At 72.4% G+C, this 20588-nt stretch carries 23 protein-coding genes; 13 read left to right on the top strand and 10 right to left on the bottom strand.

Translation table 11 applies throughout. The features are described from left to right. Positions 1-320: 320 nt before the first annotated feature. Both AB0B55_RS22945 and AB0B55_RS22950 read left to right on the top strand, forming a co-directional pair. Positions 321-590, top strand: a complete 270-nt coding sequence (locus AB0B55_RS22945; RefSeq protein WP_355051350.1) for a hypothetical protein — start codon at positions 321-323, stop codon at positions 588-590. Then, positions 590-1627: a hypothetical protein gene (locus AB0B55_RS22950; protein WP_357132362.1), complete on the top strand. Its 1038-nt coding sequence runs from the start codon at positions 590-592 to the stop codon at positions 1625-1627. The genes AB0B55_RS22945 and AB0B55_RS22950 overlap by 1 nt, the downstream gene beginning before the upstream one ends. Before the next feature lie 9 nt (positions 1628-1636). On the opposite strand, the gene AB0B55_RS22955 is transcribed toward AB0B55_RS22950, so the two are convergent. Beyond that, complete coding sequence (locus AB0B55_RS22955; protein ID WP_357132366.1) at positions 1637-2167, bottom strand: SRPBCC family protein; 531 nt, start codon at positions 2165-2167, stop codon at positions 1637-1639. A gap of 1 nt (position 2168) precedes the next feature. After that, the gene (locus AB0B55_RS22960) at positions 2169-2480 is read right to left on the bottom strand and encodes a metalloregulator ArsR/SmtB family transcription factor (protein ID WP_357132369.1); all 312 of its coding nucleotides are present in this window, start codon (positions 2478-2480) and stop codon (positions 2169-2171) included. Between the two features lie 97 nt (positions 2481-2577). On the opposite strand from AB0B55_RS22960, the gene AB0B55_RS22965 reads away from it, so the two are divergent. Then, positions 2578-3507, top strand: a complete 930-nt coding sequence (locus tag AB0B55_RS22965; RefSeq protein WP_357132371.1) for an LLM class F420-dependent oxidoreductase — start codon at positions 2578-2580, stop codon at positions 3505-3507. A 4-nt stretch (positions 3508-3511) separates the two neighbouring features. Here AB0B55_RS22965 and AB0B55_RS22970 read toward each other — a convergent pair whose 3' ends face one another. Next, positions 3512-3934, bottom strand: a complete 423-nt coding sequence (locus AB0B55_RS22970; protein ID WP_357132374.1) for a hypothetical protein — start codon at positions 3932-3934, stop codon at positions 3512-3514. A gap of 120 nt (positions 3935-4054) precedes the next feature. On the opposite strand from AB0B55_RS22970, the gene AB0B55_RS22975 reads away from it, so the two are divergent. Next, on the top strand, positions 4055-4807 hold the full coding sequence (locus tag AB0B55_RS22975) for a hypothetical protein (protein ID WP_357132377.1): 753 nt from the start codon (positions 4055-4057) through the stop codon (positions 4805-4807). Next, on the top strand, positions 4804-6081 hold the full coding sequence (locus tag AB0B55_RS22980; protein WP_357132381.1) for an FAD-binding protein: 1278 nt from the start codon (positions 4804-4806) through the stop codon (positions 6079-6081). The genes AB0B55_RS22975 and AB0B55_RS22980 overlap by 4 nt, the downstream gene beginning before the upstream one ends. A gap of 124 nt (positions 6082-6205) precedes the next feature. Here the strand turns inward: AB0B55_RS22980 and AB0B55_RS22985 are convergent, their stop codons facing one another. The 5 genes from AB0B55_RS22985 to AB0B55_RS23005 form a co-directional block, all read right to left on the bottom strand. Continuing rightward, positions 6206-7357: a site-2 protease family protein gene (locus tag AB0B55_RS22985; protein WP_357173584.1), complete on the bottom strand. Its 1152-nt coding sequence runs from the start codon at positions 7355-7357 to the stop codon at positions 6206-6208. Positions 7358-7487: 130 nt separating this feature from the next. After that, positions 7488-7997 (bottom strand): hypothetical protein, encoded by a 510-nt coding sequence (locus tag AB0B55_RS22990; RefSeq protein ID WP_357173587.1) that lies wholly within the window; start codon positions 7995-7997, stop codon positions 7488-7490. Then, a complete protein-coding gene (locus AB0B55_RS22995; protein ID WP_357173589.1) occupies positions 7994-8254 on the bottom strand; it encodes a hypothetical protein in 261 nt (86 codons plus the stop codon). Before AB0B55_RS22995 ends, AB0B55_RS22990 begins: the two co-directional genes overlap by 4 nt. Before the next feature lie 2 nt (positions 8255-8256). Next, positions 8257-8436 carry a hypothetical protein gene (locus AB0B55_RS23000; protein WP_357173592.1) on the bottom strand — a complete coding sequence of 60 codons (180 nt, stop codon included), beginning with the start codon at positions 8434-8436 and terminating at the stop codon, positions 8257-8259. 137 nt (positions 8437-8573) lie between these two features. Beyond that, positions 8574-9428, bottom strand: coding sequence for an alpha/beta fold hydrolase (locus AB0B55_RS23005; protein WP_357173595.1), 855 nt, complete (start codon positions 9426-9428; stop codon positions 8574-8576). Between the two features lie 275 nt (positions 9429-9703). Between AB0B55_RS23005 and AB0B55_RS23010 the strand changes: the two genes are divergently transcribed. Genes AB0B55_RS23010 through AB0B55_RS23025 form a run of 4 tightly spaced genes read left to right on the top strand, consistent with a single transcriptional unit; the run spans position 9704 to position 13142 of the window. After that, on the top strand, positions 9704-10603 hold the full coding sequence (locus AB0B55_RS23010; RefSeq protein ID WP_357173598.1) for an ABC transporter ATP-binding protein: 900 nt from the start codon (positions 9704-9706) through the stop codon (positions 10601-10603). Between the two features lie 3 nt (positions 10604-10606). Beyond that, positions 10607-11350: an ABC transporter permease gene (locus tag AB0B55_RS23015; RefSeq protein ID WP_357132399.1), complete on the top strand. Its 744-nt coding sequence runs from the start codon at positions 10607-10609 to the stop codon at positions 11348-11350. A gap of 26 nt (positions 11351-11376) precedes the next feature. Then, the gene (locus tag AB0B55_RS23020) at positions 11377-12513 is read left to right on the top strand and encodes a histidine kinase (protein WP_357173601.1); all 1137 of its coding nucleotides are present in this window, start codon (positions 11377-11379) and stop codon (positions 12511-12513) included. Further along, positions 12510-13142, top strand: coding sequence for a response regulator transcription factor (locus AB0B55_RS23025; protein WP_357132405.1), 633 nt, complete (start codon positions 12510-12512; stop codon positions 13140-13142). Before AB0B55_RS23020 ends, AB0B55_RS23025 begins: the two co-directional genes overlap by 4 nt. Positions 13143-13152: 10 nt before the next feature. Here the strand turns inward: AB0B55_RS23025 and AB0B55_RS23030 are convergent, their stop codons facing one another. Both AB0B55_RS23030 and AB0B55_RS23035 read right to left on the bottom strand, forming a co-directional pair. Continuing rightward, positions 13153-14064 carry a L,D-transpeptidase gene (locus AB0B55_RS23030; RefSeq protein ID WP_357173603.1) on the bottom strand — a complete coding sequence of 304 codons (912 nt, stop codon included), beginning with the start codon at positions 14062-14064 and terminating at the stop codon, positions 13153-13155. Between the two features lie 76 nt (positions 14065-14140). Then, entirely contained in the window at positions 14141-15586 is a 1446-nt protein-coding gene (locus AB0B55_RS23035) for an alpha-amylase family glycosyl hydrolase (RefSeq protein WP_357173605.1), read from the bottom strand. A gap of 275 nt (positions 15587-15861) precedes the next feature. Between AB0B55_RS23035 and AB0B55_RS23040 the strand changes: the two genes are divergently transcribed. From AB0B55_RS23040 to AB0B55_RS23055, 4 genes are all read left to right on the top strand, one after another. After that, positions 15862-17496, top strand: coding sequence for a hypothetical protein (locus tag AB0B55_RS23040; RefSeq protein WP_357173607.1), 1635 nt, complete (start codon positions 15862-15864; stop codon positions 17494-17496). Next, positions 17496-18959 (top strand): NADH-ubiquinone oxidoreductase-F iron-sulfur binding region domain-containing protein, encoded by a 1464-nt coding sequence (locus tag AB0B55_RS23045; protein WP_357173610.1) that lies wholly within the window; start codon positions 17496-17498, stop codon positions 18957-18959. Before AB0B55_RS23040 ends, AB0B55_RS23045 begins: the two co-directional genes overlap by 1 nt. A gap of 68 nt (positions 18960-19027) precedes the next feature. Next, the gene (locus tag AB0B55_RS23050; RefSeq protein WP_357132421.1) at positions 19028-19606 is read left to right on the top strand and encodes a thioredoxin-like domain-containing protein; all 579 of its coding nucleotides are present in this window, start codon (positions 19028-19030) and stop codon (positions 19604-19606) included. Further along, a complete protein-coding gene (locus AB0B55_RS23055) occupies positions 19603-20517 on the top strand; it encodes a cytochrome c biogenesis protein CcdA (protein ID WP_357132424.1) in 915 nt (304 codons plus the stop codon). Before AB0B55_RS23050 ends, AB0B55_RS23055 begins: the two co-directional genes overlap by 4 nt. The last annotated feature ends 71 nt before the right edge of the window (positions 20518-20588 follow it).

Genomic DNA, 20588 nt, shown 5'->3' on the forward strand with positions numbered 1-20588 from the left:
GGCGAGAGGGCGAGGGATGTCGGGCCACATCCCCACCCGCGGGCCCGGTACGGACAGCATCGTCCGCTCCGGTGCCGCCCTCGCCGGCCCGGCCCCGCCGGTGCGGGCCCGGCACCGCCGCCGGCCCCGACGAGGCGCACGGCTCGGCCGTCCCACACCGCTGGAGGCGCCCGCAGCGGTGTCACCGTCCACCGCCGGCGACGTCGCCCACCGGCACGTCGCCCACGTGCCCTGTCGACCACACGCATCGTGGATCCCGCCCTGTTCGGCGTCGCTCACCCGCGCGCCGGGCCGGGCGACCGAATCAGAGAGGCCCTGTCATGGCGGCTCCCACCGCGACCGCAGCCCTGAACGCATCCGTCTTCTCGCCGGGTGACCAGATGCTGCTGACCGTCACGTACTCCGACGCCGACACCAAACCGCTGACCGTCACCATCGTGGTCACCGACGCGCAGGGCAACAGCAGCGCGCCGGTCAAGGTCACCGCGGTCATCGACCCGCTCACCGTGACCGTCTCCGACAACTCCGGGCGTACCTGGACCCGGGTCTCCGACAACGGCTCCGTCGCCGTGTACCGGGCGGTGGCGTGATGCCCCGGGTCACCGTCCAGGTCCGCGACGCCGCCGGACACACGGCGACGGCCGGGGTCGACTACACCGTGCGCCAACCGGTGCTCGGCGGCTACTACCTGTCCGGCGGGGCCGACCCCACCGCCGACATGGCCGGTGGCAACTTCCGCTCGTTGACCCAGTACCGCAGCTTCGCCGACGGGTACATCTTTCCCGGCTACAACCGGCCATGGCTGGTCAACCTGGGCAAGGCCGGCGTGCAGATGAACATGGTCCTGGAGCTGAAGCACTACGGCGCGGGCGACGCCGGGCCGCAGACCTTCACCGTGGACGGCGTCACCTACACCGTGCCCGCGCCGTCGATGACGATCCAGCAGCGTCCGGGCACCAGCTGGCCGAAGGCGTACGGCTACACCCAGGTGCTCAACGGCCAGTGCGACGGGTTGTTCGCGCGGGCCCTGTCCCAGTACCGGACGCTCGGCTTCGGGGTGAACATCCAACTCGCGTCCGAGTTGGACACCGACCACGAGTTCGGTACGACCGAGGCCGGCAAGGCGTACACCTGGGCCGAGTCCGACGCGCGGGCGGTGCAGGCCGTGTCGTACATCGTCACCTGGTTCAAGGCCCGGACCTTGCCCACCGGCACGACCTTCTCCGTGGGGGTGGGCGGCTTCGACCGGGCGTGCTTCCAGCGCACCCACACCGAGGCGCTGATGTCCCGACTGGACTACCTCCAGTGGAACGCCTACGCGACCGCCTCCGGCCAGACCGCGCTGGCCCGCTTCCGCCGGACCAAGGACTGGGCGGTGGCGGACCTCGGCCCGGTGGCGCTGTCCCGGCCGGTGATCATCGCGGAGTACGGGGTGCGGTCCGCCGAGATCCCCGACCAGGCCGCCTGGATCGCCACCGTTCCGGCGGCGATCGCCCAGCTCAACGCCGAGCGGGGTCCCCTCATCGCGCGGACCAACTACTTCAACTCCGGGTGGGGCACCCTGTCGCCGAAGGCGGCCGGGCTGGCCGCGCTGCGCACCGCGTACGCCACCCGACCGTACGTCTGATCGACGCGGTCACTCCGCTTCGAGCCGCTCGGCGTACGCGTCGCGCAGTGCGGGCCAGCCGAAGTCCTTGGCCTCGGCGCCGCGGATCGGGCCGACCGGGTCTCCGTCGAGCAGCCGGTCGGCCACGTCGAGGCAGAGGTGCCAGCCCGCGGCGACCATCGGCAGCGCGCCCGGCTCGGCGACGGTGTGTCGCAGGGTGAGCCGGGTGCCGCTACCCGAGGCCGTCAGCTCCCACCGCAGCAGGTCGTCGCCCCAGGTGTACTCGAGCAGGTGAGGCGGCTCGGCTCGGCGTACGGCCGCGGTCTGCTGCACCGACGTCTCGCCGTCGACGAGGGTGAGCACGGCGGCGCCGGGGCTGCCGAGGTCCCGGTCGGCGAGGAACGGCGCCCACTGCGCGAGCTGTGCCGGATCGGTCAGCGCCGCCCAGACCGCGCCGGGTGGGTGCCGCAGGTCGCGGACGAACACCAGGGTCGCACCGCCGTCGGCGTGTTCGGCGCGCGCCTCGGCGGGTGGGCTCGGGCGGAACGTGTCGCGGTCCATGTCACTGCTCCTGACTGTCGAGGTGCCGTTGCAGGGCGTCCAGGTGACGACTCCACAGCTGGCGGTACGGGTCGAGCCAGCCGTCGACCGCTCGCAGCGGACCCGGGTCGAGGCGGTAGATCCGCCGCCGGGCGGCGACCCGGCAGGAGACGAAGCCGGCCTCGCGCAACACCCGCAGGTGTTTGGAGACGGCCGGCTGGCTGACACCGAGCCCGTCGACCAGCTCGTTCACGCTGCGGTCGGCGTCGCGGAGGGCGTCGAGGATCCGGCGTCGGGTGGGCTCGGCGAGGACGGTGAAGGCGTCGCTGGACACCCGCTCAATATGCCCCTGCCGTCATATGTCTGTCAAAGTATATGACGGTGGCGGCCGTCCCGGAGCGGCATCGGGGACGGCTACCTATGCTCGGAGCATGGAACTGCGGATCTTCACCGAACCCCAGCAGGGTGCCACCTACGACCAGTTGCTCGCGGTCGCCCGCCGCGCCGAGGACGCCGGCTTCGGCGCGTTCTTCCGCTCCGACCACTACCTGAAGATGGGCTCGGTGAGCGGCGACCCGGGCCCCACCGACGCGTGGACGACGCTGGCCGGTCTGGCCCGCGACACCAGCAGCATCCGGCTGGGCACGCTGATGACCGCCGCCACGTTCCGGCTGCCCGGCCCGCTGGCGATCACGGTGGCGCAGGTCGACCAGATGAGCGGCGGTCGGGTGGAGCTGGGCATCGGCACCGGTTGGTACGGCGACGAGCACACCGCGTACGGCATCCCGTTCCCGGCCCTGGGTGAACGGTTCGACCGGCTGGAGGAGCAGCTCGCGGTCATCACCGGCCTCTGGTCCACCCCGGCGGGCGAGACGTTCAGCCACCCGGGCCGGTACTACCCGGTCACCGACTCGCCCGCCCTGCCCAAGCCGGTGCAGCAGCCCCGCCCGCCGATCCTGCTCGGCGGGATGGGGCCGAAGCGGACGCCCCGGCTGGCCGCCCGCTACGCCGACGAGTTCAACCTGCCGTTCGCCTCGCCGGAGGACTCGGCGGCGCAGTTCGAGCGCGTCCGCGCGGCGTGCGCCGAGATCGGCCGCGACCCGGCGGAACTGGTCTGGTCCAACGCCCTGGTGCTCTGCTGCGGACGCGACGACGCCGAGGTGGCCCGCCGGGCCGCCGCCATCGGCCGGGACCCGGACGAGCTGCGGGCCAACGGCATCGCCGGCACGCCCGACGAGGTCCTGAACACCATCGACCGGTACGCCAAGATCGGCAGCCAGCGGATCTACCTCCAGGTGCTGGACCTGGCCGACCTCGACCACCTCGACCTGGTAGCGAGCGAGGTGCTGGCGAACCTGTGACCCGTCAGGCGCGGTGCTGCGCGTGCCGGCCCGGCTCGCGCAGCACCGTGTCCAACCGGCCGTCACGGTCGCTGTCCACATAGGTGATGTCCGGTACGCCGTCACCGTCCACGTCGATCTGGACGACGTCGGCCACGCCGTCACCGTTGAGGTCGGTGACGATCTCGACCGACCCGTCCAGGTGGCGCGTCACGATCGACCGCGACTCGCCGGCGGGCTCGCGGGGCGGTGGCCCCGGCGACGGTACGGGCGTCGGCGCGGGAGCGGGAGCGGGCGTCGGCCGGGGACCGGGTGTGGGCGCCGGGTGGTTCGGCAACCGGACGTTTGGCGGCGCACTGGCCGGCTCGACCGCGCTGCCGGTCGGGTCCAGCTCCTCCTCCGACGGGAAGACGTCGCCCCGCGCGGCCGGATCACGGTAGCTGCTCATGGGCGTAGGGTTCCCCGCCGACGGCGAGAACAACCGTGCCCGATCGTCCGGTGTCCTCGGTGCCCGGTCTGGCGGAAGATGTCGGGACCGACGCCACGGTCATGAAACGGGGGTCCGCGGGTGGAATTGCGCCGGAATCGGGGGGCCCGTGCGCTCGCCCTGGCCTGCGTACTCGGTGGGGTAATCCTGCTGGCCTATCCCAGCGACCGCGCCCTGCTACGGACGATCATCGCGGTGGGTGTCATCGCGCTCGGCACGGTGGCGCTGGTCAGCGCGTTGCGGCCGTTCCGGTTCGGGATCCACGCGGACGGGCTGAGCATCCGGCGGCCGGGCCTGCGCCGGGAGTTCCGGTGGGCCGAGGTCGACACGGTGGTCCTCGACGAGCCGCCTCGACAGGATGGCTACCCGACCCCGCCGAGGCTGTTGCTGGTGCCTGTGCAGGGTATGCCGCGTGAGCTGGTGACCGCCCGCCACCCGCTCGACGGCCGGCCGGCCATCGAGCTGCTCGTTCTCGACCAGGTCCGCGAGCAACCCGAGCAGGTGTCCGAAGCGCTCACCCGGCATGCCGGAGACCGCTTCGTCGACCTGCTCGCTCTGCGGCGCGCCGCCTTCGCCGTCCCGGACATCGCGGTGGGCCTGCGCGGCTACGCCATGGACCGGGTCGATCGGCTGATCCGGCGCGGCCAGGACGCCCTGCTGTCCGGCGACGCGGCGGCCCGGCAGGCAGCCCGCGTCGAGATCGAACGCGCCAGCGCGGCCGGTCTGCCGCGCGCCCAACGTGGTTACCACACGTTCCAGGTGGATACGGTTCTAGACGCCCTCATCGCCGCTCTGAGCGACCAGCAGTCCACCGATCGGGAGACCGCCACGTGACCACCCCGGGACCGAACGCCACGTCGACCGCAGCTTCCGAGGTGCCACGCCGCAACTGGGCCGGCAACGTCCGGTACGCGGCGCGGGCGTTCCACCGACCGACCTCCCTCGACGAGGTGCGTCGCCTCGTCGCCGGCAGTCGGCGCGTCCGCGCCCTCGGCACGGGGCACTCCTTCAACCGCTTCGGCGACACCGCCGGCGACCTCGTGAGCCTGGCCGGTCTGCCGCCGACCGTCGAGGTGGACCGCGAACGGGGCCAGGTCACCGTGAGCGGCGCGATGCGCTACGGCGACCTCGCCGGACACCTGCACACCCAGGGGTACGCGCTGGCCAACATGGCCTCGCTGCCGCACATCTCGGTCGCCGGCGCGGTGGCCACCGCAACCCACGGCTCCGGCCCCACCCACGGCAACCTGGCCAGCGCCGTCGCCGGCCTGGAGCTGGTCACCGCCGACGGCGACCTGCTGCGGGTCGACCGCGACGACGACACGTTCGCCGGCATGGTGGTGGGGCTCGGCGCGCTCGGCCTGGTCACCCGGGTCACCCTGGACCTGGTGCCGGCCTTCGAGCTGCGCCAGTACGTACGGCTCGACCTCGACCCGGCCGCGCTGGACGAGGCGCTCGACTCGGCGTACAGCGTGAGTGTCTTCACCGACTGGCGTAGGCCGCGACTGCGGGAGGTGTGGCGCAAGCAGCTCGCGGACCAGCCGCCGCCGGAGGCGGACTGGCTCGGCACCACCCCGGCCGACCAGCCACGGCACCCGGTGCTCGGCATGCCGCCGGAGAACTGCACCCCGCAACTCGGCGAGCCGGGCCCGTGGCACGAGCGCCTGCCGCACTTCAAGCTCGGCTTCACCCCGAGCAGCGGTGACGAGTTGCAGTCCGAGTACCACCTGCCACGTACCGCCGTCGCCGACGCGCTCGCCGCCCTGGCCGACGTGGCGCACCTGATCGCCCCGGTCCTGCACGTGTGCGAGCTGCGGACGGTGGCGGCCGACGAGCTGTGGCTGAGCCCCAACCACCAGCGGGACAGCTTCGTCGTCCACTTCACCTGGGTCGACGACACCGACGCGGTGCTACCCGTGCTGGCCGAGGTGGAGGCGCGACTGGCCCCGTTCGCTCCGCGCCCGCACTGGGGCAAGGTCTTCGTCACCGACCCGGAGGACCTGTCGGGCCGCTACCCGAGGTACGCCGACTTCACGTCCCTGCTGACGAAGCTGGACCCCAAAAACAAGTTCGGAACCGACCAGCTGAACCACTACTTCCCCCGCTAGCTCCCCGCGCCGCCCTACCCACGTCGATCATGGAGTTGTGGTGCCCGTTCAGGGGGCTTCGAAGACGTTTTGATCCCACCGCAACTCCATGATCGACGCGGCGTGGGCGGGCGGGAGAGGGGCGTTAGCCGGAAGGGGTGGGGGTGGGGGTGGGGGTGCGTAGGGTGGCGCGTTGGACTGCGCGGCTGATGTCGCTGGGGGAGACTATTCCGGTCAGGCGGCCGTCCTCGGCTACCACCAGGGCTCGGCCGTCGGCGCACTCGGTGAGCCGGGGGAGCAGGTCGTTGAGCTGTTCACCCGGCTGGGCGAGCACCAGCTCGTCGGCCCGGCAGGCCACCTCGGCCAGCGTGGTCGACGCGCGCCGCTCGGCCGGTACGCCCCGCACCCGGTCCACGGTGACCAGGCCGGTCGGCCGCCCCTGGTCGGTCAGCGGCAGCGCCGAGTGCCGGTACGCGAAGAGGTAGTGGTCGACGAAGTCGGCGACCGTCATGTCCGCCGACGCGGTCTGCGGCTGCGGTGTCATCACGTCGCCGACCCGGATTCCGCGCAGCGCGGTTCCGGTGCGGGCCTGTCGCTCCTCCACCCCGGCGGCCCCGATCAGGAACCAGCCGATCAGCGCCAGCCACAGCCCGCCGAAGCCGACGCCGGACAGGAACTGCCACAGCCCGAGGCCGATGAGCAGCGCGCCGAGCACCCAGCCGGCCCGCGCGGCGACCACTGACGCCCGGGTGCGGTCGCCGGTGGCCTTCCACACCGCCGCACGTAGCAGCCGACCGCCGTCCAGCGGCGCGGCCGGCAGCACGTTGAAGATCGCCAGCAGCACGTTGATGCCGGCCAGCCAGGCGATCGCCCCGAAGAGCAGCCCGCCCTGCCCGGCCAGCGCGAACAGCAGCGCGATGACGCCGAAGAACGCCCCGAGCAGCAGACTGACCAGCGGGCCGACGCCCGCGATGCGCAACTCCGCGCCCGGGTCACGCGGCTCGCCCTTCAGCTCGGCCACGCCGCCGAACAGCCACAGCGTGATGCCGTCGACCTCCAGCCCGTTGCGTTTGGCCACCACCGCGTGCGACACCTCGTGGGCGAGCAGGCCGACGAAGAAGACCACCGCCGCGGCCAGGCCGGCGAGGGTGTACGCCACGGCGGAGCGATCCGGGTACGAGCGGGGAAACTGGTTGGCGGCCAGCCCCCACGCGATCAGCGCGAAGATGACCAGCACGCTCCAGTTGACGCCGACCGGCACTCCCGCGATCCGACCGATCCGGAAACTCGCCCTCATCCCGGGCTCATACCCACGGTCAGCCGAGCCATGCGACACGCGGCGCTCAGGTCGTCGCTGCGGAAGGTGCAGCAGCTGAGATCGGGCGCGGATGCGCCTTGGTGACAGAAGGTCGATCAGGCTGTCGGCGTCACCGACCGGTGGTGGAGGTCGCGGTGCCGCCGGGGCCGCTCTTGATCTGATGCATCAACTCACGAAGCCCGGCCGTGGTGGCCTGCTCGGCGTCCTGAAGGTTGCCCTCGGTCTCGTCCGCCTTCTTCACGTGACGCCGGAGGAAGGCTTCGGCTCGGTTGCCCCTGGCTTCTGCCTCTGCGACCACCCGTTCACCCGTTGGTGATCCGCGGTCTTCGTCGAGGCGGGTGGGGGCAGATCCAGGGGCGATCACGTTGACGTAGTTGGCGAGATGTTGTGCGGCGTTGCTACTCAGTCGGCCGAGCCGGCCGGCCTTGTCGACAGCGCTGCCGCTCTTGCTGATCGCCAGGCCGAGCTTCGGGTTCTCGCTTCCGCTAGCGAGTTGGTGGAGATTTCGCCGAGCCTCGGCGACGTCCTGCTGGGCGTGGCCCGCTCTCACGGCGAGGGCGTCCAACTTGTCGATCGCGGCGTTAAGCTGCGCCACGACCTGGGCCAGAAGCCCAGTCATCCGAGTGACTCCCGATAGCTGTCGGCGTTGTCCTTGACCACTGTGATCACGCGGAGGGTCAGTTCCACCTCGTGTTGGGCCGAAATGAGGTCAGCACGGACCTTGTTGGCCTCGGCGTGCTGGCTGTCATGCAGGGTGGCGAGGGCGAGGCCGGTCGCCTCGTCGAGCTGAGTGCCGATTTCCCTGACTGTGGCGGCGGCTTCGCTGAGCGAGCGGTCGGCTTCGTAGAGGATCGCTTTGATCTCGCCGATGCTCACGGTCAGCCCAGCACGCTCATTTTCTGTCGCGCTGCTTGACTGCTGCCCTGCAGGGTGGTTGCCGCTTCGACCAGCCGCTGTTTGCTCTGCTCGGCGCGAGCGATGGCTTCGGCGAGCGTCGGGTGGCCGGTGCCGGCGGCGACGGCGCGCAGCCGGACCAATACCTGTTCGATGCTGGCCATGCTGTCCTCCCCGCTCGACCACGCGCGACGCGAGCCATCTTCGTACGTTCCGTGGAGGGACGAACACTAACCGACATCACGCGCCGTTCGCAGCCCCGGACGTAGATGCCGGCGAGCGGATTACCTCTGGCCGGGCGTCAGCGGCGGGGGGTCTCGCTGGCGATGGTCGCCTCGCGGGGCAGCGCCGCCGCCCGCATCGCCCAGTCCAGCGCGTAGTCGGCGATCTCCTCCCAGCCGGGCGCTCCGACCGTGAAGTGCGACCGGCCGGGAAACTCCTCGTACGCGGTGAGCGCGCGGGACTTCTGGTAGAGCCCCGCGTTGGCGCGGACCACCGACGCCGGCACCACGTGGTCCTGCCCGCCGGCCATCAGCAGCAGCGGCGCCCGGTCGACGCGTCCGGTGTCGACGCGGGCGGGCGAGCGCGGGTCGACGTTGGCGAACGCGCCCTCGAAGAACACCCGGCCCGCTCCGGGGACCGCGTACCGCTGCCAGGCCCGGTCGGACTCCTCCCGGCTCAAGGTGTTGCCGAAGGTGTAGGCGAAGTCGTCCGGGGTGAACGGGACGGCCTTGCTCCGGTTGGCGGGGCTGCGCAGGATCGGGAAGCCGGCGCGCAACTGGCTCAACGGCACCTTGAGCACCCCCTTGATCGCCGCCGGATGTACCCCCACCACCGCCGCGCCGAGTCCCCGGTCGGCGAGGACCTGGGCGAACAGTCCACCGAACGAGTGGCCCATGATGATCGGCGGACGCGGGAGCGCCCGGATGATCCGGTCGTAGTGGGCGACGATCGTCGCCATGCTCTGCTCGGCGATCGGGCTGGGGTCGTCGCGCAACTGCTCGACGGAGCGGTCCATGCCGGGCCACGCGGGAGCGATGACGTGCATGCCGCGCTCGGTGAATCGTTGGGCCCACCCCTCCCAGCTCCGTGGGGTCATCCAGAGCCCGTGGATCAGCACGATCGTGTCGACCTGGCCCTGCGGTGTGGCACCCATCGCGTCCTCCCGGTGTCGCGGCGTCCGGCGGCGCGCTTACCCGCTGCCGGACCCGGAATGCCTGTGTCGGGGGCGGATGTGCCGGTGGGCGTGATGACTCAGGGGCATCTTGATGACTGGGTGGCATCACGCTCGTCGGGGTCCTCGCCCGCCGGCCCGTCACGCTGCGTGCCCGCCGGGCTCTGAGCCGTGCCGTCCGGCCCTGACAAATGTCACGGCCGGAACGTGACGGCCGCTTCAGGAGTCGAGGTCCGCGACACCCCAGCATCAATGCCATGACGAGTACGCATCCGGCCGTCGAGCTGAACGGCCTCACCAAGACCTTCGGTACGGTCACCGCGGTCGACGGACTGAGCCTGCGGGTGCAGCCCGGCGAGGTGGTGGCGTTCCTCGGCCCCAACGGGGCGGGTAAGACCACCACGATCGACATGCTGCTCGGCCTGGCCCGCCCGGACGCGGGCACCGTGCGCGTTCTCGGCGGCACCGCCGACGAGGCGGTTGCCCGGGGGCGGATCGCCGCCGTGCTCCAGACCGGCGGCCTGCTCAAGGACCTCACCGTGGGCGAGACGGTACGGATGACCGCGCACTTCTACCGGCGCACCCGACCGGCGGCCGAGGTGCTGGCGCGCGCCGGTATCGCCGACATCGCCGACCGGCTCGTCGGGCGGTGCTCGGGCGGTCAGCAGCAGCGGCTGCGCTTCGCGTTGGCGCTGCTGCCGGACCCGGACCTGATGGTCCTCGACGAGCCGACCACCGGCATGGACGTCGAGGGTCGGCGGGACTTCTGGCAGGCCCTGCGCCGCGACGCCCGCGACGGCAGGACCGTCATCTTCGCCACCCACTACCTGGACGAGGCGGACGCGTACGCCGACCGGATCGTGCTGGTCCGCCAGGGCCGCGTCGTCGCGGACGGCACCACCGCCGAGATCAAGAACCTGGCCGCCGGCCGTACGGTGCGGGCCACCCTGCCCGGCGCGGACCAGGCCGCGCTCGCCGCGCTGCCCGGCGTCGACGCCGTGGAGGTACGCGGCGACAGCGTGCTGGTGCGTACCGGCGACTCGGACGCGATCGCCCGGCACCTGCTCACCCGGACCGCCGCCCGGGACGTGGAGATCACCTCCCGCAACCTCGAGGACGCCTTCCTCGCCCTGACCACCGAACGTATCGGAGCCTGACCCATGACCACCCTGCCCGCACCGGCTGTCCTCGGCATCGAGCTGCGCCGGGTGCTGCGCAACCGCCGCACCCTCGCCTTCACGCTGATCATGCCGGGCGTCTTCTTCCTCATCTTCGGTCTGCCGCAGCGGGGGCAGACGCTCGACAACGGCCGGCCCGTCACGGCGTACGTCATGATCAGCCTCGCCGTGTACGCGGCGATGGTGGCGACGACCAGCGCGGGTGGCGCGGTCGCCACCGAGCGGGCGTTGGGGTGGAGCCGGCAGCTACGGCTCACTCCGCTGCGGCCGACCGCGTACGTGGCGACGAAGCTGGCCACCGCGATGACGCTCGGCCTGATCGCGGTCGTCATCGAGTTCGTGGTGGGCGCCGCGGCCGGCGTCCGCCTCCCGCTGGACGTCTGGCTGCTGTCCGGGCTGGCCGCCTGGGTCGGCTCACTGGTGTTCGCCGCGTTCGGCCTGTTCATCGGCTACCTGGTGCCGGCCGAGAACGTCATGCAGTTCATCGGGCCGATCCTGGCGGTGCTGGCCATGTTCGGCGGGCTGTTCGTGCCGGTCGACGTGCTGCCGCACGTGCTCCAGCAGGTCGCGAAGTTCACCCCGGTGTACGGCATGGGTGAGCTGGCCCGCTCGCCACTGACCGGCGACGGCGTGAGCATGGCGGCGGTGGCCAACATCGTCCTCTGGACCCTGGCCTTCGGTGTCGGCGCGACCCGGCTGTTCCGCCGGGACACCGCTCGGGTCTGACCGGTCCGACCGCTAGCGTGAACCCGATGGACCTCCCGACGGGGCAGCCCCAGCCGATGAACCGCCACTGGCGGTACATCGGCTGGCTGCTGGCCGCCGTGTGGCTGTTCTTCCTCAACGTGCCGATCTCCACCGCGCTGCACCAGTCGGAGCCGTGGCGGCGGTTCGTCGGAGTGACCGCCCTCGTCGTCTTCGGACTGGGTTACGTGCTGCTGTTCCAGTGGGCCCGTCGGCTGCGTCGGCTGCTGCTGCCGATTCCGGCGGGGCGAGCACGTCTGGGCCTGCTGGTGCTGCTCGCGGTGGGCCTGGCCAGCATCCCGGGCACCGGCGGCGACTGGCTGGCGACCCTGGTCTACGTGGCCGCGGCGGGGGTGTTCCTGCTGCCGCTGTCGGAGGCGCTGGCCACCGTGGCGCTCTGCGCCGTGACCCCCGCGCTGGCGTCCCGGCTGGTGCCGGGGTGGGAGGCGGAGAACGGCATCGTCTTCGCGGTGCTGCTCGCCTCGTTCGCAATGTTCGGCGTGTCCGGGCTGGCCCAGCGCAACAGCGAGTTGCAGGCCGCGCAGCAGGAGATCGGCCGGCTCGCGGTCGCCGAGGAGCGGGCCCGCGCCGCGCGCGACCTGCACGACATCCTCGGGCACTCGCTGACCGTGGTGGCGATCAAGGCCGAGCTGGCCGGGCGGCTGATCGAGGTCGACACCGTCCGGGCGGCCGCCGAGATCGCCGAGGTGGAGAAGCTGGCGCGGGCGGCGCTGGCCGACGTGCGGCAGACCGTCGGGGCGTACCGGGAGGTCACCTTCGCCGGGGAGTTGGCCGGCGCGCGATCCGCCCTCGCCGCGGCGGGCATCGCGGCGGAGTTGCCGGCCGAGATGCCGGAGCTGCCGCCCGAGTGGGACCGGCTGTTCGGGTGGACGGTACGCGAAGGGGTGACAAATGTGGTCCGGCACAGCGGGGCGCGGTGTTGCACGATCCGGGTCCGCCCGGACGGGGTCGAGGTGAGCGACGACGGTCGGGGACCGTCCACGCCGGACGTCGACGCCGCCGGGTACGGGCTGGTGGGCCTGCGGGAGCGGGCCCGCCGGTTGGATGCCGTGGTGACCGTGGGTCGGCGGCGGGACGGCACCGGTTTCCTGCTGCGGGTGCACGCCCCGGCGGAGGCCCGGTGAGCGGCCCGTCCACGCCGATCCGGCTGCTGCTCGCCGACGACCAGGCGCTCGTGCGTGGCGCGCTGGCCGCGCTGCTCTCGCTGGAGCCGGACCTGACCGTCGTGGCCGAGGTGGGCCGGGGCGACGAGGTGGTGTCCGAGGCCCTGCGGCACACGCCCGACGTGGCCCTGCTGGACGTGGAGATGCCCGGCCTGGACGGGATCGCCGCCACCGCCGCGTTGCGGGCCGCGCTGCCGGCCTGCCGGGTGCTGGTGGTGACCACGTTCGGTCGGCCCGGCTACCTGCGTCGCGCCATGGAGGCCGGCGCGAACGGCTTCGTGGTCAAGGACACCCCGGCCCGGCAGCTCGCCGACGCCGTCCGCCGGGTGCACGCCGGACTGCGGGTGGTGGATCCGACGCTGGCCGCGGAGACCCTGGCCACCGGGACGAGCCCGTTGACCGAGCGCGAGACCGAGGTGCTGCGCGCGGCGCGGGGCGGCGGCGCGGTCGCCGAACTGGCGAAGACGCTGCACCTGTCCGAGGGGACGGTGCGTAACCACCTGTCGGCGGCGATCGGCAAGACCGGTGCCCGCAACCGCGCCGCGGCCGTGCACATCGCCGAGCAGAACGGGTGGCTGCTCGGCGACTGAGCGGCCCGGCTCAGGCGGTCGACGGCGGGGTGGGGAGCTGGTCGACGACCACCAGGCTGCTGCCGGGCCGAACCTCGGCGAGCAGTTCCCGCTGACCACTGCGGGTCACCCGGATGCAGCCGTTGGTGGTGTTCTCGCCCAGTTCGTCGTCGTTCTGCCAGGTGTGCAGGCCGATGTGCGCGCCCCTGAGCCCGGTCGGCACCGCCTCCGGGTCGTCCGGCACCGAGCCGAGGGCGTAGATGTCCACGCCGCCGTAGACCTCCTCGGGTGGCGGGGTGCGGCCCAGGATGAAGGTGCGCCCGAGCGGCGTCTCCTGCCCCGACTGGCCGAGGCTCGTCTTCCAGGAGCGCACCGCCTTGCCGGCCCGGTACCAGGTCAGCCGGTGTGCCCTGCGCTCCACCACGATCTGGTCGCGCAGCGCCACGGTGTCGAACCCGCCCGGCGGCAGCCAGGCGAGCTGCCGGTTCGCCGACGGCAGCAGGACGGCCGTCCAGCCGGCCCGCCGCTGGGCGATCGGCACGGTCAGCTCGGCCCCCGCGAGCGTCGGCTCGACGAAGGCCAGCGGCCGGCCACCGGGAGCGTCGTACGCGGCGATCCGCCGGGTCGGGTGCACGCCCTCGGCCAGCGGCGTGGTGTCCATCGTGGCCGGGTCGGCGGGGAAGCCCCTGGGCGCGGGGTCGTAGTCGAGCACCGGCAGCCCGTCCGGAGCGGGCGCGGCCGGCGGGACCGACTCCTGGAGGCTCTGCTCGACGCTGCTCGGCGTCGGGTCGGCGATCGCCGCGTTCTGGTCGTCGGGGGCCGTCGAGCGTGGGGTGAGAGCCTGGCCGATCAGCAGCGCGGCGACCAGCAGCACGGGTACGGCGACCGCGCCGACGATCCAGCCGGCGCGACGACGGTACGGGGACATTCGGTCAAACGGCACTAAACCACTCTAGGGCGGTGAACGGTCCGGGGCCCCCGGTTCGGCGATACCCGCCAACCGGAGGCCCCGGAGTCGGTCAGAGCCGCGCGCCGATGTGGATGGCCACCGCGTCGTGCGCCAGCACGTTCGCGGCGAACCAACCGTTGCCGTCCACGGTGATCACCGGGCCGCTGCACGATCCGTTCGCGTACGTGCCGTGGATGACGTCGCAGTACCGGCCGGCGGGTAGTCCGGTGTAGTACGAGCGGCCGTTCACCGCGGCGTCCTCGTCGTTGACGGTGACGTAGCCCTTACCGCTGCGGCTGAACGCGATGTGGTTGTTGCCGTTGTCGTACCAGTTGGCCACGCCGGCGCCCTCGGTGGCGTTGCGGAAGCCGACCATGTTGGCGATCACCGGCCAACGGTGCTCGCACTCCCAGCCCGAGTAGCAGGTGGTGTTGAGAGTCTTGTTGCTGCCGTCCGAGGGCGGGCCGGCGTCCCGGTCGCTGAAGGTGTAGCTGGACATGACGGTCGGCGACCCGTACGGCCAGGCCAGCATGAAGGCGTTCGCGAGGGCGTAGATCCCCCGGTCGCGGTAGGTCAGCACGCCGCTGGAGTCGCGCTGGGTGTCGTGGTTGTCCACGAACACCGAGGCCGAGCCGGAGGGCAGGTGCCCCCAGCCCTCGCCGAAGTTCTTCAGGTAGGCGAGCCGCTCGGAGCGGAACACCCGGGCCAGGTCCTTGCCGTAGCGGAACTCGTGCACGTCGCCGTTGCCGGTGTACTCGGTCGGCTGGACCGGCTCGCCGGCACCGTAGATGACCTCCTGCACCACGTACGCCGAGCGGGACAGCTTGCTCCTGATGGCGGCGATGTCGGCGGCCGGCATGTGCTTGCTGGCGTCCATCCGGAAGCCGTCCACACCGAGGGACAGCAGGTCGTTGAGGTACGACGCGATCTTCGTACGGACGTAGTCCGACTCGGTCTTCAGGTCGGACAGGTTGACCAGCTCGCAGTTCTGCACCTCGTACCGGTCGTTGTAGTTGGCGATGTCGTCGCCGCCGTTGCGTCCGCAGTGGTGGAAGTCCTGGGTCTGGTAGATGCCCGGGTAGTCGTAGTGCGCGTACGACGAGCCGGCCCAACCGGTGCCGCCGTTGTCCTGGCCGGACATGTGGTTGATCACGGCGTCGACGATCACCTTGACGCCGGCCGCGTGGCAGGTGTTCACCATCGACTGGAACTGCGCCCGGGTGCCCTTGCGGGACTCGATCCGGTAGCTGACCGGCTGGTACGCCATGTACCACTGGTTGCCCCGCACGTGCTCTTGCGGGGGCGAGACCTGCACGTAGCCGTAGCCCTTGGGGCCGAGGGTGCTCTGGCACTCGCTGGCGACCGACGGCCAGTTCCACTCGAAGAGCTGGACGATGACCTTCTTGGCGCCGGACGGGCTGGCGGCGGCCGGGGACGCCGTCGCGGTGAGGGGAACCAACAGGCTGGCGACCAGGCCGAGGGCGAGGATCGCCGAGCCGCGTCGACGTTGGCGCATCGGGACTCCTGACGGGAGCGGGGGTGGGGGTGGTGGTGCCGGGGGAGCACAGGGCTGCTCGGATCTTGCAATACGTGCTGAAAATTTGCCGAAAGGTTACAAGCGTGTTGCAAGGACTGTCAATGCATGGACCTGCGTCACTGCCTGCCACGCGGGGGGAGCGTGCACAACGCACCGGGACGTCACTTGGTTCGATGGCGGCCCAGAATTTTTTCCCCCCGGGTGATCCGCGCGCGCCGCCGGTCCGTACTGGATGGGGGAGCAGGGGTCGGCCGGTGGTACGCCGCCGCGAGACGATCGAGGAGCAGATGGCCCGGGCAAAGCAGAACCAGAAGGCCGCCGAGGTCCGGACCAGCACCAGCAGTCGGGGGGTGCGGACGCGATCCCGCTCGGCGACGACGATGCTGATCGCCTCGTTGCTCGCCGCCTTCTGGGCGGCGACCATGCTGACCGGCGCCGGTCAGATGGCGTACGCGTACGGCTTCTTCTTCACCGAGTTCTTCGCGGGCGTGATCGCCCTGGTGTCGCTGAGTCTCACCGTGATGCTGGGACTGCTCGCCACCGACCGGCTGGTGCTGAACATCTCGCACCGCGTGCTGATGCAGTCCGCGCACCGCGCCACCGGCGTCCTGGGTACGGCCGGACTGGTCTTCCACGTGCTCACCAAGATCGCCACCGGTCGGGCCGCGGCGACCGACTCACTCGTGCCGTTCATCGGTGGCCGAGGGCTCTACGTCGGCCTCGGCACCGTGGCCGCCCTGCTCATGGTCAGCGTGATCTGGACCGGCATCATCCGGGCCCGCTTCGCCGGCGTCGGTCCGAAGTGGCTGTGGCGCACGCTGCACTCCGCCGCCTACCTCGCCTGGCCGTTCGCGATCTTCCACGGCCTCAACGCCGGTCGGGCCGCGGCGTCCTGGGTGGTCCTGAGCTACTTCGCGTGCGTCCTGCTCGTCGTGTTGGCGCTGCTGGTGCGGCTCTCGGTCACCATCGGCCGGCGCAGTCGCGAGCAGCAGCAGGCCGCCGTGCGCAACGCGGCGATGGCCGGACGGGCCACCGACGAGGGCCGTGGACGCTCGCTGCTGGCCGGCCTGGGTCGCCGCCGCGAGAAGAGTGAGGACAAGCGTCCGGCCTGGGCGGAGGCCACCACCGCCACGTGGACGGCGCCGACCGGTCCGCGGCGGCGGGACCCTGAGCGGTTCACCGTTCCGGTGGTGCCCGAGCCCGGTTCGCTGGTCGAGCCGGTCCGGCCGAGTCGCCGTCGCCGCGACGAGGAGCCCGCCGCCCGGCAGGACCGCCGCGAAGAGATGGAGACGACGGCGACCCGCCGCTCCGCCCGCCGCAGCGACGAGGAGGAGATGGAGCCCGTGACCCGGCGGCGCGCGTCGCGCAGCCGCGACCGGGACGAGGAGACCGCCCCCACCCGGCGGCGGCGGGCCGAGGAGCCGGCGGCCGAGCGGAGCGGACGACGGTCCCGCACCGAGGACGAGGGCACCCGGTACTCCGCCCCGCCCCGGCGGGCCACCGACGAGCCGGAAGAGCCGTGGGACAGCCCGCGCCGTTGGCAGGCCGCCGAGCCGATCTCGGCCGGTCCGGTCTCGGTCGAGCCGATCTCGGCCGGCCCGATCTCGAGCAGCCCGATCTCGGCCGGTCCGATCTCGGCGGCGCCGCGCAGCGGCAGCGGCCGGCACAGCGCGGAGGACGACCTGCCGGAGGAGCCGGACTACTGGCGCCCGCCGGCCCGGTACGTCCCCGACGAGGTTCCGCCGCCCGTCGACGACACCCCGACCCTGGTCGACCTGGCATCTCGTCGCGCGCGGCGGGCCGAGGGCCGGTCCGCCAAGCGCCGCAAGGCCAGCGCGGACGCCGTGGACGGGGCGTACTGGGCGGGTCTGCGGGGTGAGGCCAAGTGATGCGGACGACCGTGCCTCCGGTGGCCTGTGTCGGTGAGCCTCGACTGACCGCCGGGTTCGCCGAGTTCGGACGCCTCGACCTGGCCGCGCACGAGGAGGTGCACGGACCGATCGGCCCGATGGAGCCGGCGCAACTGTTGCGGCTCGCCGAGGGCATGCAGCTCAAGGGCAAGGGCGGCGCGGGCTTCCCGTTCGCCCGCAAGATGCGCGCCGTGCTGGAGTCGTGCGAGCGGCAGGACCTCGCCGCGGTGGTGGTGGTAAACGCCACCGAGGGCGAGCCGGCGAGCTGGAAGGACAAGGTGCTGCTGACCCGCGCCCCGCACCTGGTCCTCGACGGCGCGGCGCTGGCCGCGTACGCGCTGGACGCCGACGAGATCGTCATCGGCGTGGCGGACGACGGGGTCGGCCGGGACTCGCTGATGGAGGCCCTCGACGAGCGCCGGATGCCGGTGCCGACCACCATCGTCACCGTGCCGCACCGGTTCATCTCCGGCGAGGGCGGCGCCCTGGTCAACGGGATCAACGGGCTGCCGCACATTCCGCCCGGCACCAAGAAGCGCTCCAGCGACTCCGGGGTCAGTGGCCTGCCCACCCTGCTGTCCAACGCCGAGACGTACGCCCAGCTCGCGGTCGGCGCGCGACTCGGCCCGTACGAGTACGCGGCCCTCGGCACCGACGACGAGCCGGGCACCGTGCTGCTCACGGTGACCGGCGCGGCGGCCCGGCCGGCCGTGGTGGAGTGCACCGCCGGCATGCCGCTGCGCGACGTCCTCGACCTGTGCGAGGTCCCGGACGTGCAGGGCATCCTGATGGGCGGCTACCACGGCAAGTGGATCACCGCCGAGGCGGCCGAGAAGGCCGAGGTCTCCCGCCAGGGCCTCGCCGCGGTCGGCGGCACCCTGGGCGCGGGCATCATCATTCCGATCGGCGTGGACACCTGCCCGCTCGGGGAGGCCGCGCAGGTGGTGCGCTACCTGGCCGGCGAGTCCGCCGGCCAGTGCGGCCCGTGCAAGATGGGCCTGCCGGACCTGGCCCGCGCGGTCGACCTGGCCGTGGCCGGCAGCCAACCGGCCGACGTCGTCCGCGCGGCCGCGGGCGAGGTCAAGGGCCGGGGAGCATGCAGCCACCCCGACGGTACGGCCCGGTTCGCGCTCTCGGCGATCGAGGTCTTCGCCGAGGACCTGCGGCTGCACAGCACCGGCGACGGCTGCGGTCGGCGGGTCAAGGGCGTCATGGGGCTGCCCGGCGCACCCGACCCGAACCCGCAGAAGCTCACCCTGGACTGGTCCCGCTGTGACGGGCACGGCCTCTGCGCGCACGTGGTGCCGGACTTCATCCGGCTCGACGCCAACGGCTACCCCGCCTTCCCCGCCACGCCCGTGCCGACGTGGCTGCGCGAGGGCGCCCTCAAGGCGGTCAAGGTCTGCCCGGAACTCGCCCTGCGCCTCGCCAAGGCCGAGTAAGGAACGGCACCTTTTTACCGCCTCGTGTATAGCAAGGGGCCCTTCCTTACGACTGTGGAGGAGCACGGATGCGCAAGCGGATCGGGCCGGCGGCGGCAGCAGTACTCGTCGCCGCCCTGCTCGCCACGACGGCCTGTACCGGCACGGTGCCGCCCGACGCTGCCGCCGCCGGGACCGCGCCGGCCCCGACCAGTTCCCCGACCCCCTCGGCCGGGGCGTCGTCGGCCCCGGCGGCCCCGGTCCCGGACACCCTGCGCTTCACCGGCACGACCCTCGCCGGCAGCGCCTTCGACGCGACGCGACTGGCCGGCCGACCGGTGGTGCTCTGGTTCTGGGCGCCGTGGTGCGCCACCTGCGCCAGCCAGGCCTGGACGGTGGCCGAGATCGCCCCGAAGTATCGGGACACCGTGCCGATCGTCGGCGTCGCCGGGCTGGGCGAGCAGCGCGACATGAAGAACTTCGTCACCGAGTTCGACCTCGGCGACATGCCCCAGATCGACGACCGCAAGGGCGTGCTCTGGAAGCGGTTCAAGGTCACCGAACAGAGCATCTTCGTGATCATCGACCGCGACGGCAAGGTCGTCCACCAGGGCTTCCTTGACGGTGAGTCACTCACCGCCCGGGTTAGCGCGTTGGCCGGGGCGTGACCGGCCCGCTGCTGCTCGCGTTGACCGCCGGCATGCTCGGCGCGGTCAACCCGTGCGGGTTCGCGTTGCTGCCCGCGTACCTCTCACTGTTGGTCGCCGGAGCGTCGGACGCCCGCGGCGCGGTCGGCCGCGCGCTCACCGCGGCGGCCGGGCTCACCCTGGGGTACGTGGTGGTCTTCGGCGCCTTCGGTCTGGCGCTCGCGCCGCTGGCCGGCTGGCTGCGACCCCGGCTGCCGTGGCTGACGGTGGTGCTCGGGCTGCTGCTGGTGGCGGCCGGTTGCTGGCTGCTCGCCGGCCGGCGACTGCCCGCGCCGGGCTGGACCGCTCGGGCGCCCCGGCTGACCAGGTCGTGGCCGTCGATGGCGCTGTTCGGGGCGGCGTACGCGCTGGCCTCGCTGGGGTGCGCCATCGCGCCCTTTCTGGCCATCGTGGTGACGAGCCTCCAGGCCGGCTCGACCGGGCGTGGGCTGGCGCTGTTCGGCGCGTACGCCCTCGGGATGGGTCTGGTGGTCGCGGTCGCCGCGGTCGGGGTGGCGCTGCTGCGCGATTCGCTGGTGGCCCGGCTGCGCGTCGCGGGCGCGCTGGTGCCCCGGCTCAGCGGCCTGGTTCTGCTGCTGGCGGGCGGCTACGTCGCCTGGTACGGCTGGTACGAGCTACGGCTCGCCGCCGGCCGGCGAGAAGCCCTCGAAGACCCGGTCATCCAAGCAGCCGCGCAGGTGCAGCACGCCCTGTCGAACACCGTCGACACCCTGGGCCCGGCGGTGCTCCTGGCCACCCTGGCAGCGCTGCTCCTCCTGGCAGCCCGCACCGCGCGCTCCCGCCGTCATGCCCGCGATCTTGCACTTTCTGTCGCCCCAAAAGACGCGGATCGGGGCATCGAGACGACAGCAAGTGCAAGATCGGCGGGGTGAGCTGGTCTAGCGCGCGGGGGGGTATGGGTCTTGACATCCGGAAGTGATCGTCGGAGCCTGGCTGACAACGT

Source organism: Micromonospora sp. NPDC049107 (genome assembly GCF_040648595.1).
In the GTDB taxonomy this organism is placed as follows: domain Bacteria; phylum Actinomycetota; class Actinomycetes; order Mycobacteriales; family Micromonosporaceae; genus Micromonospora.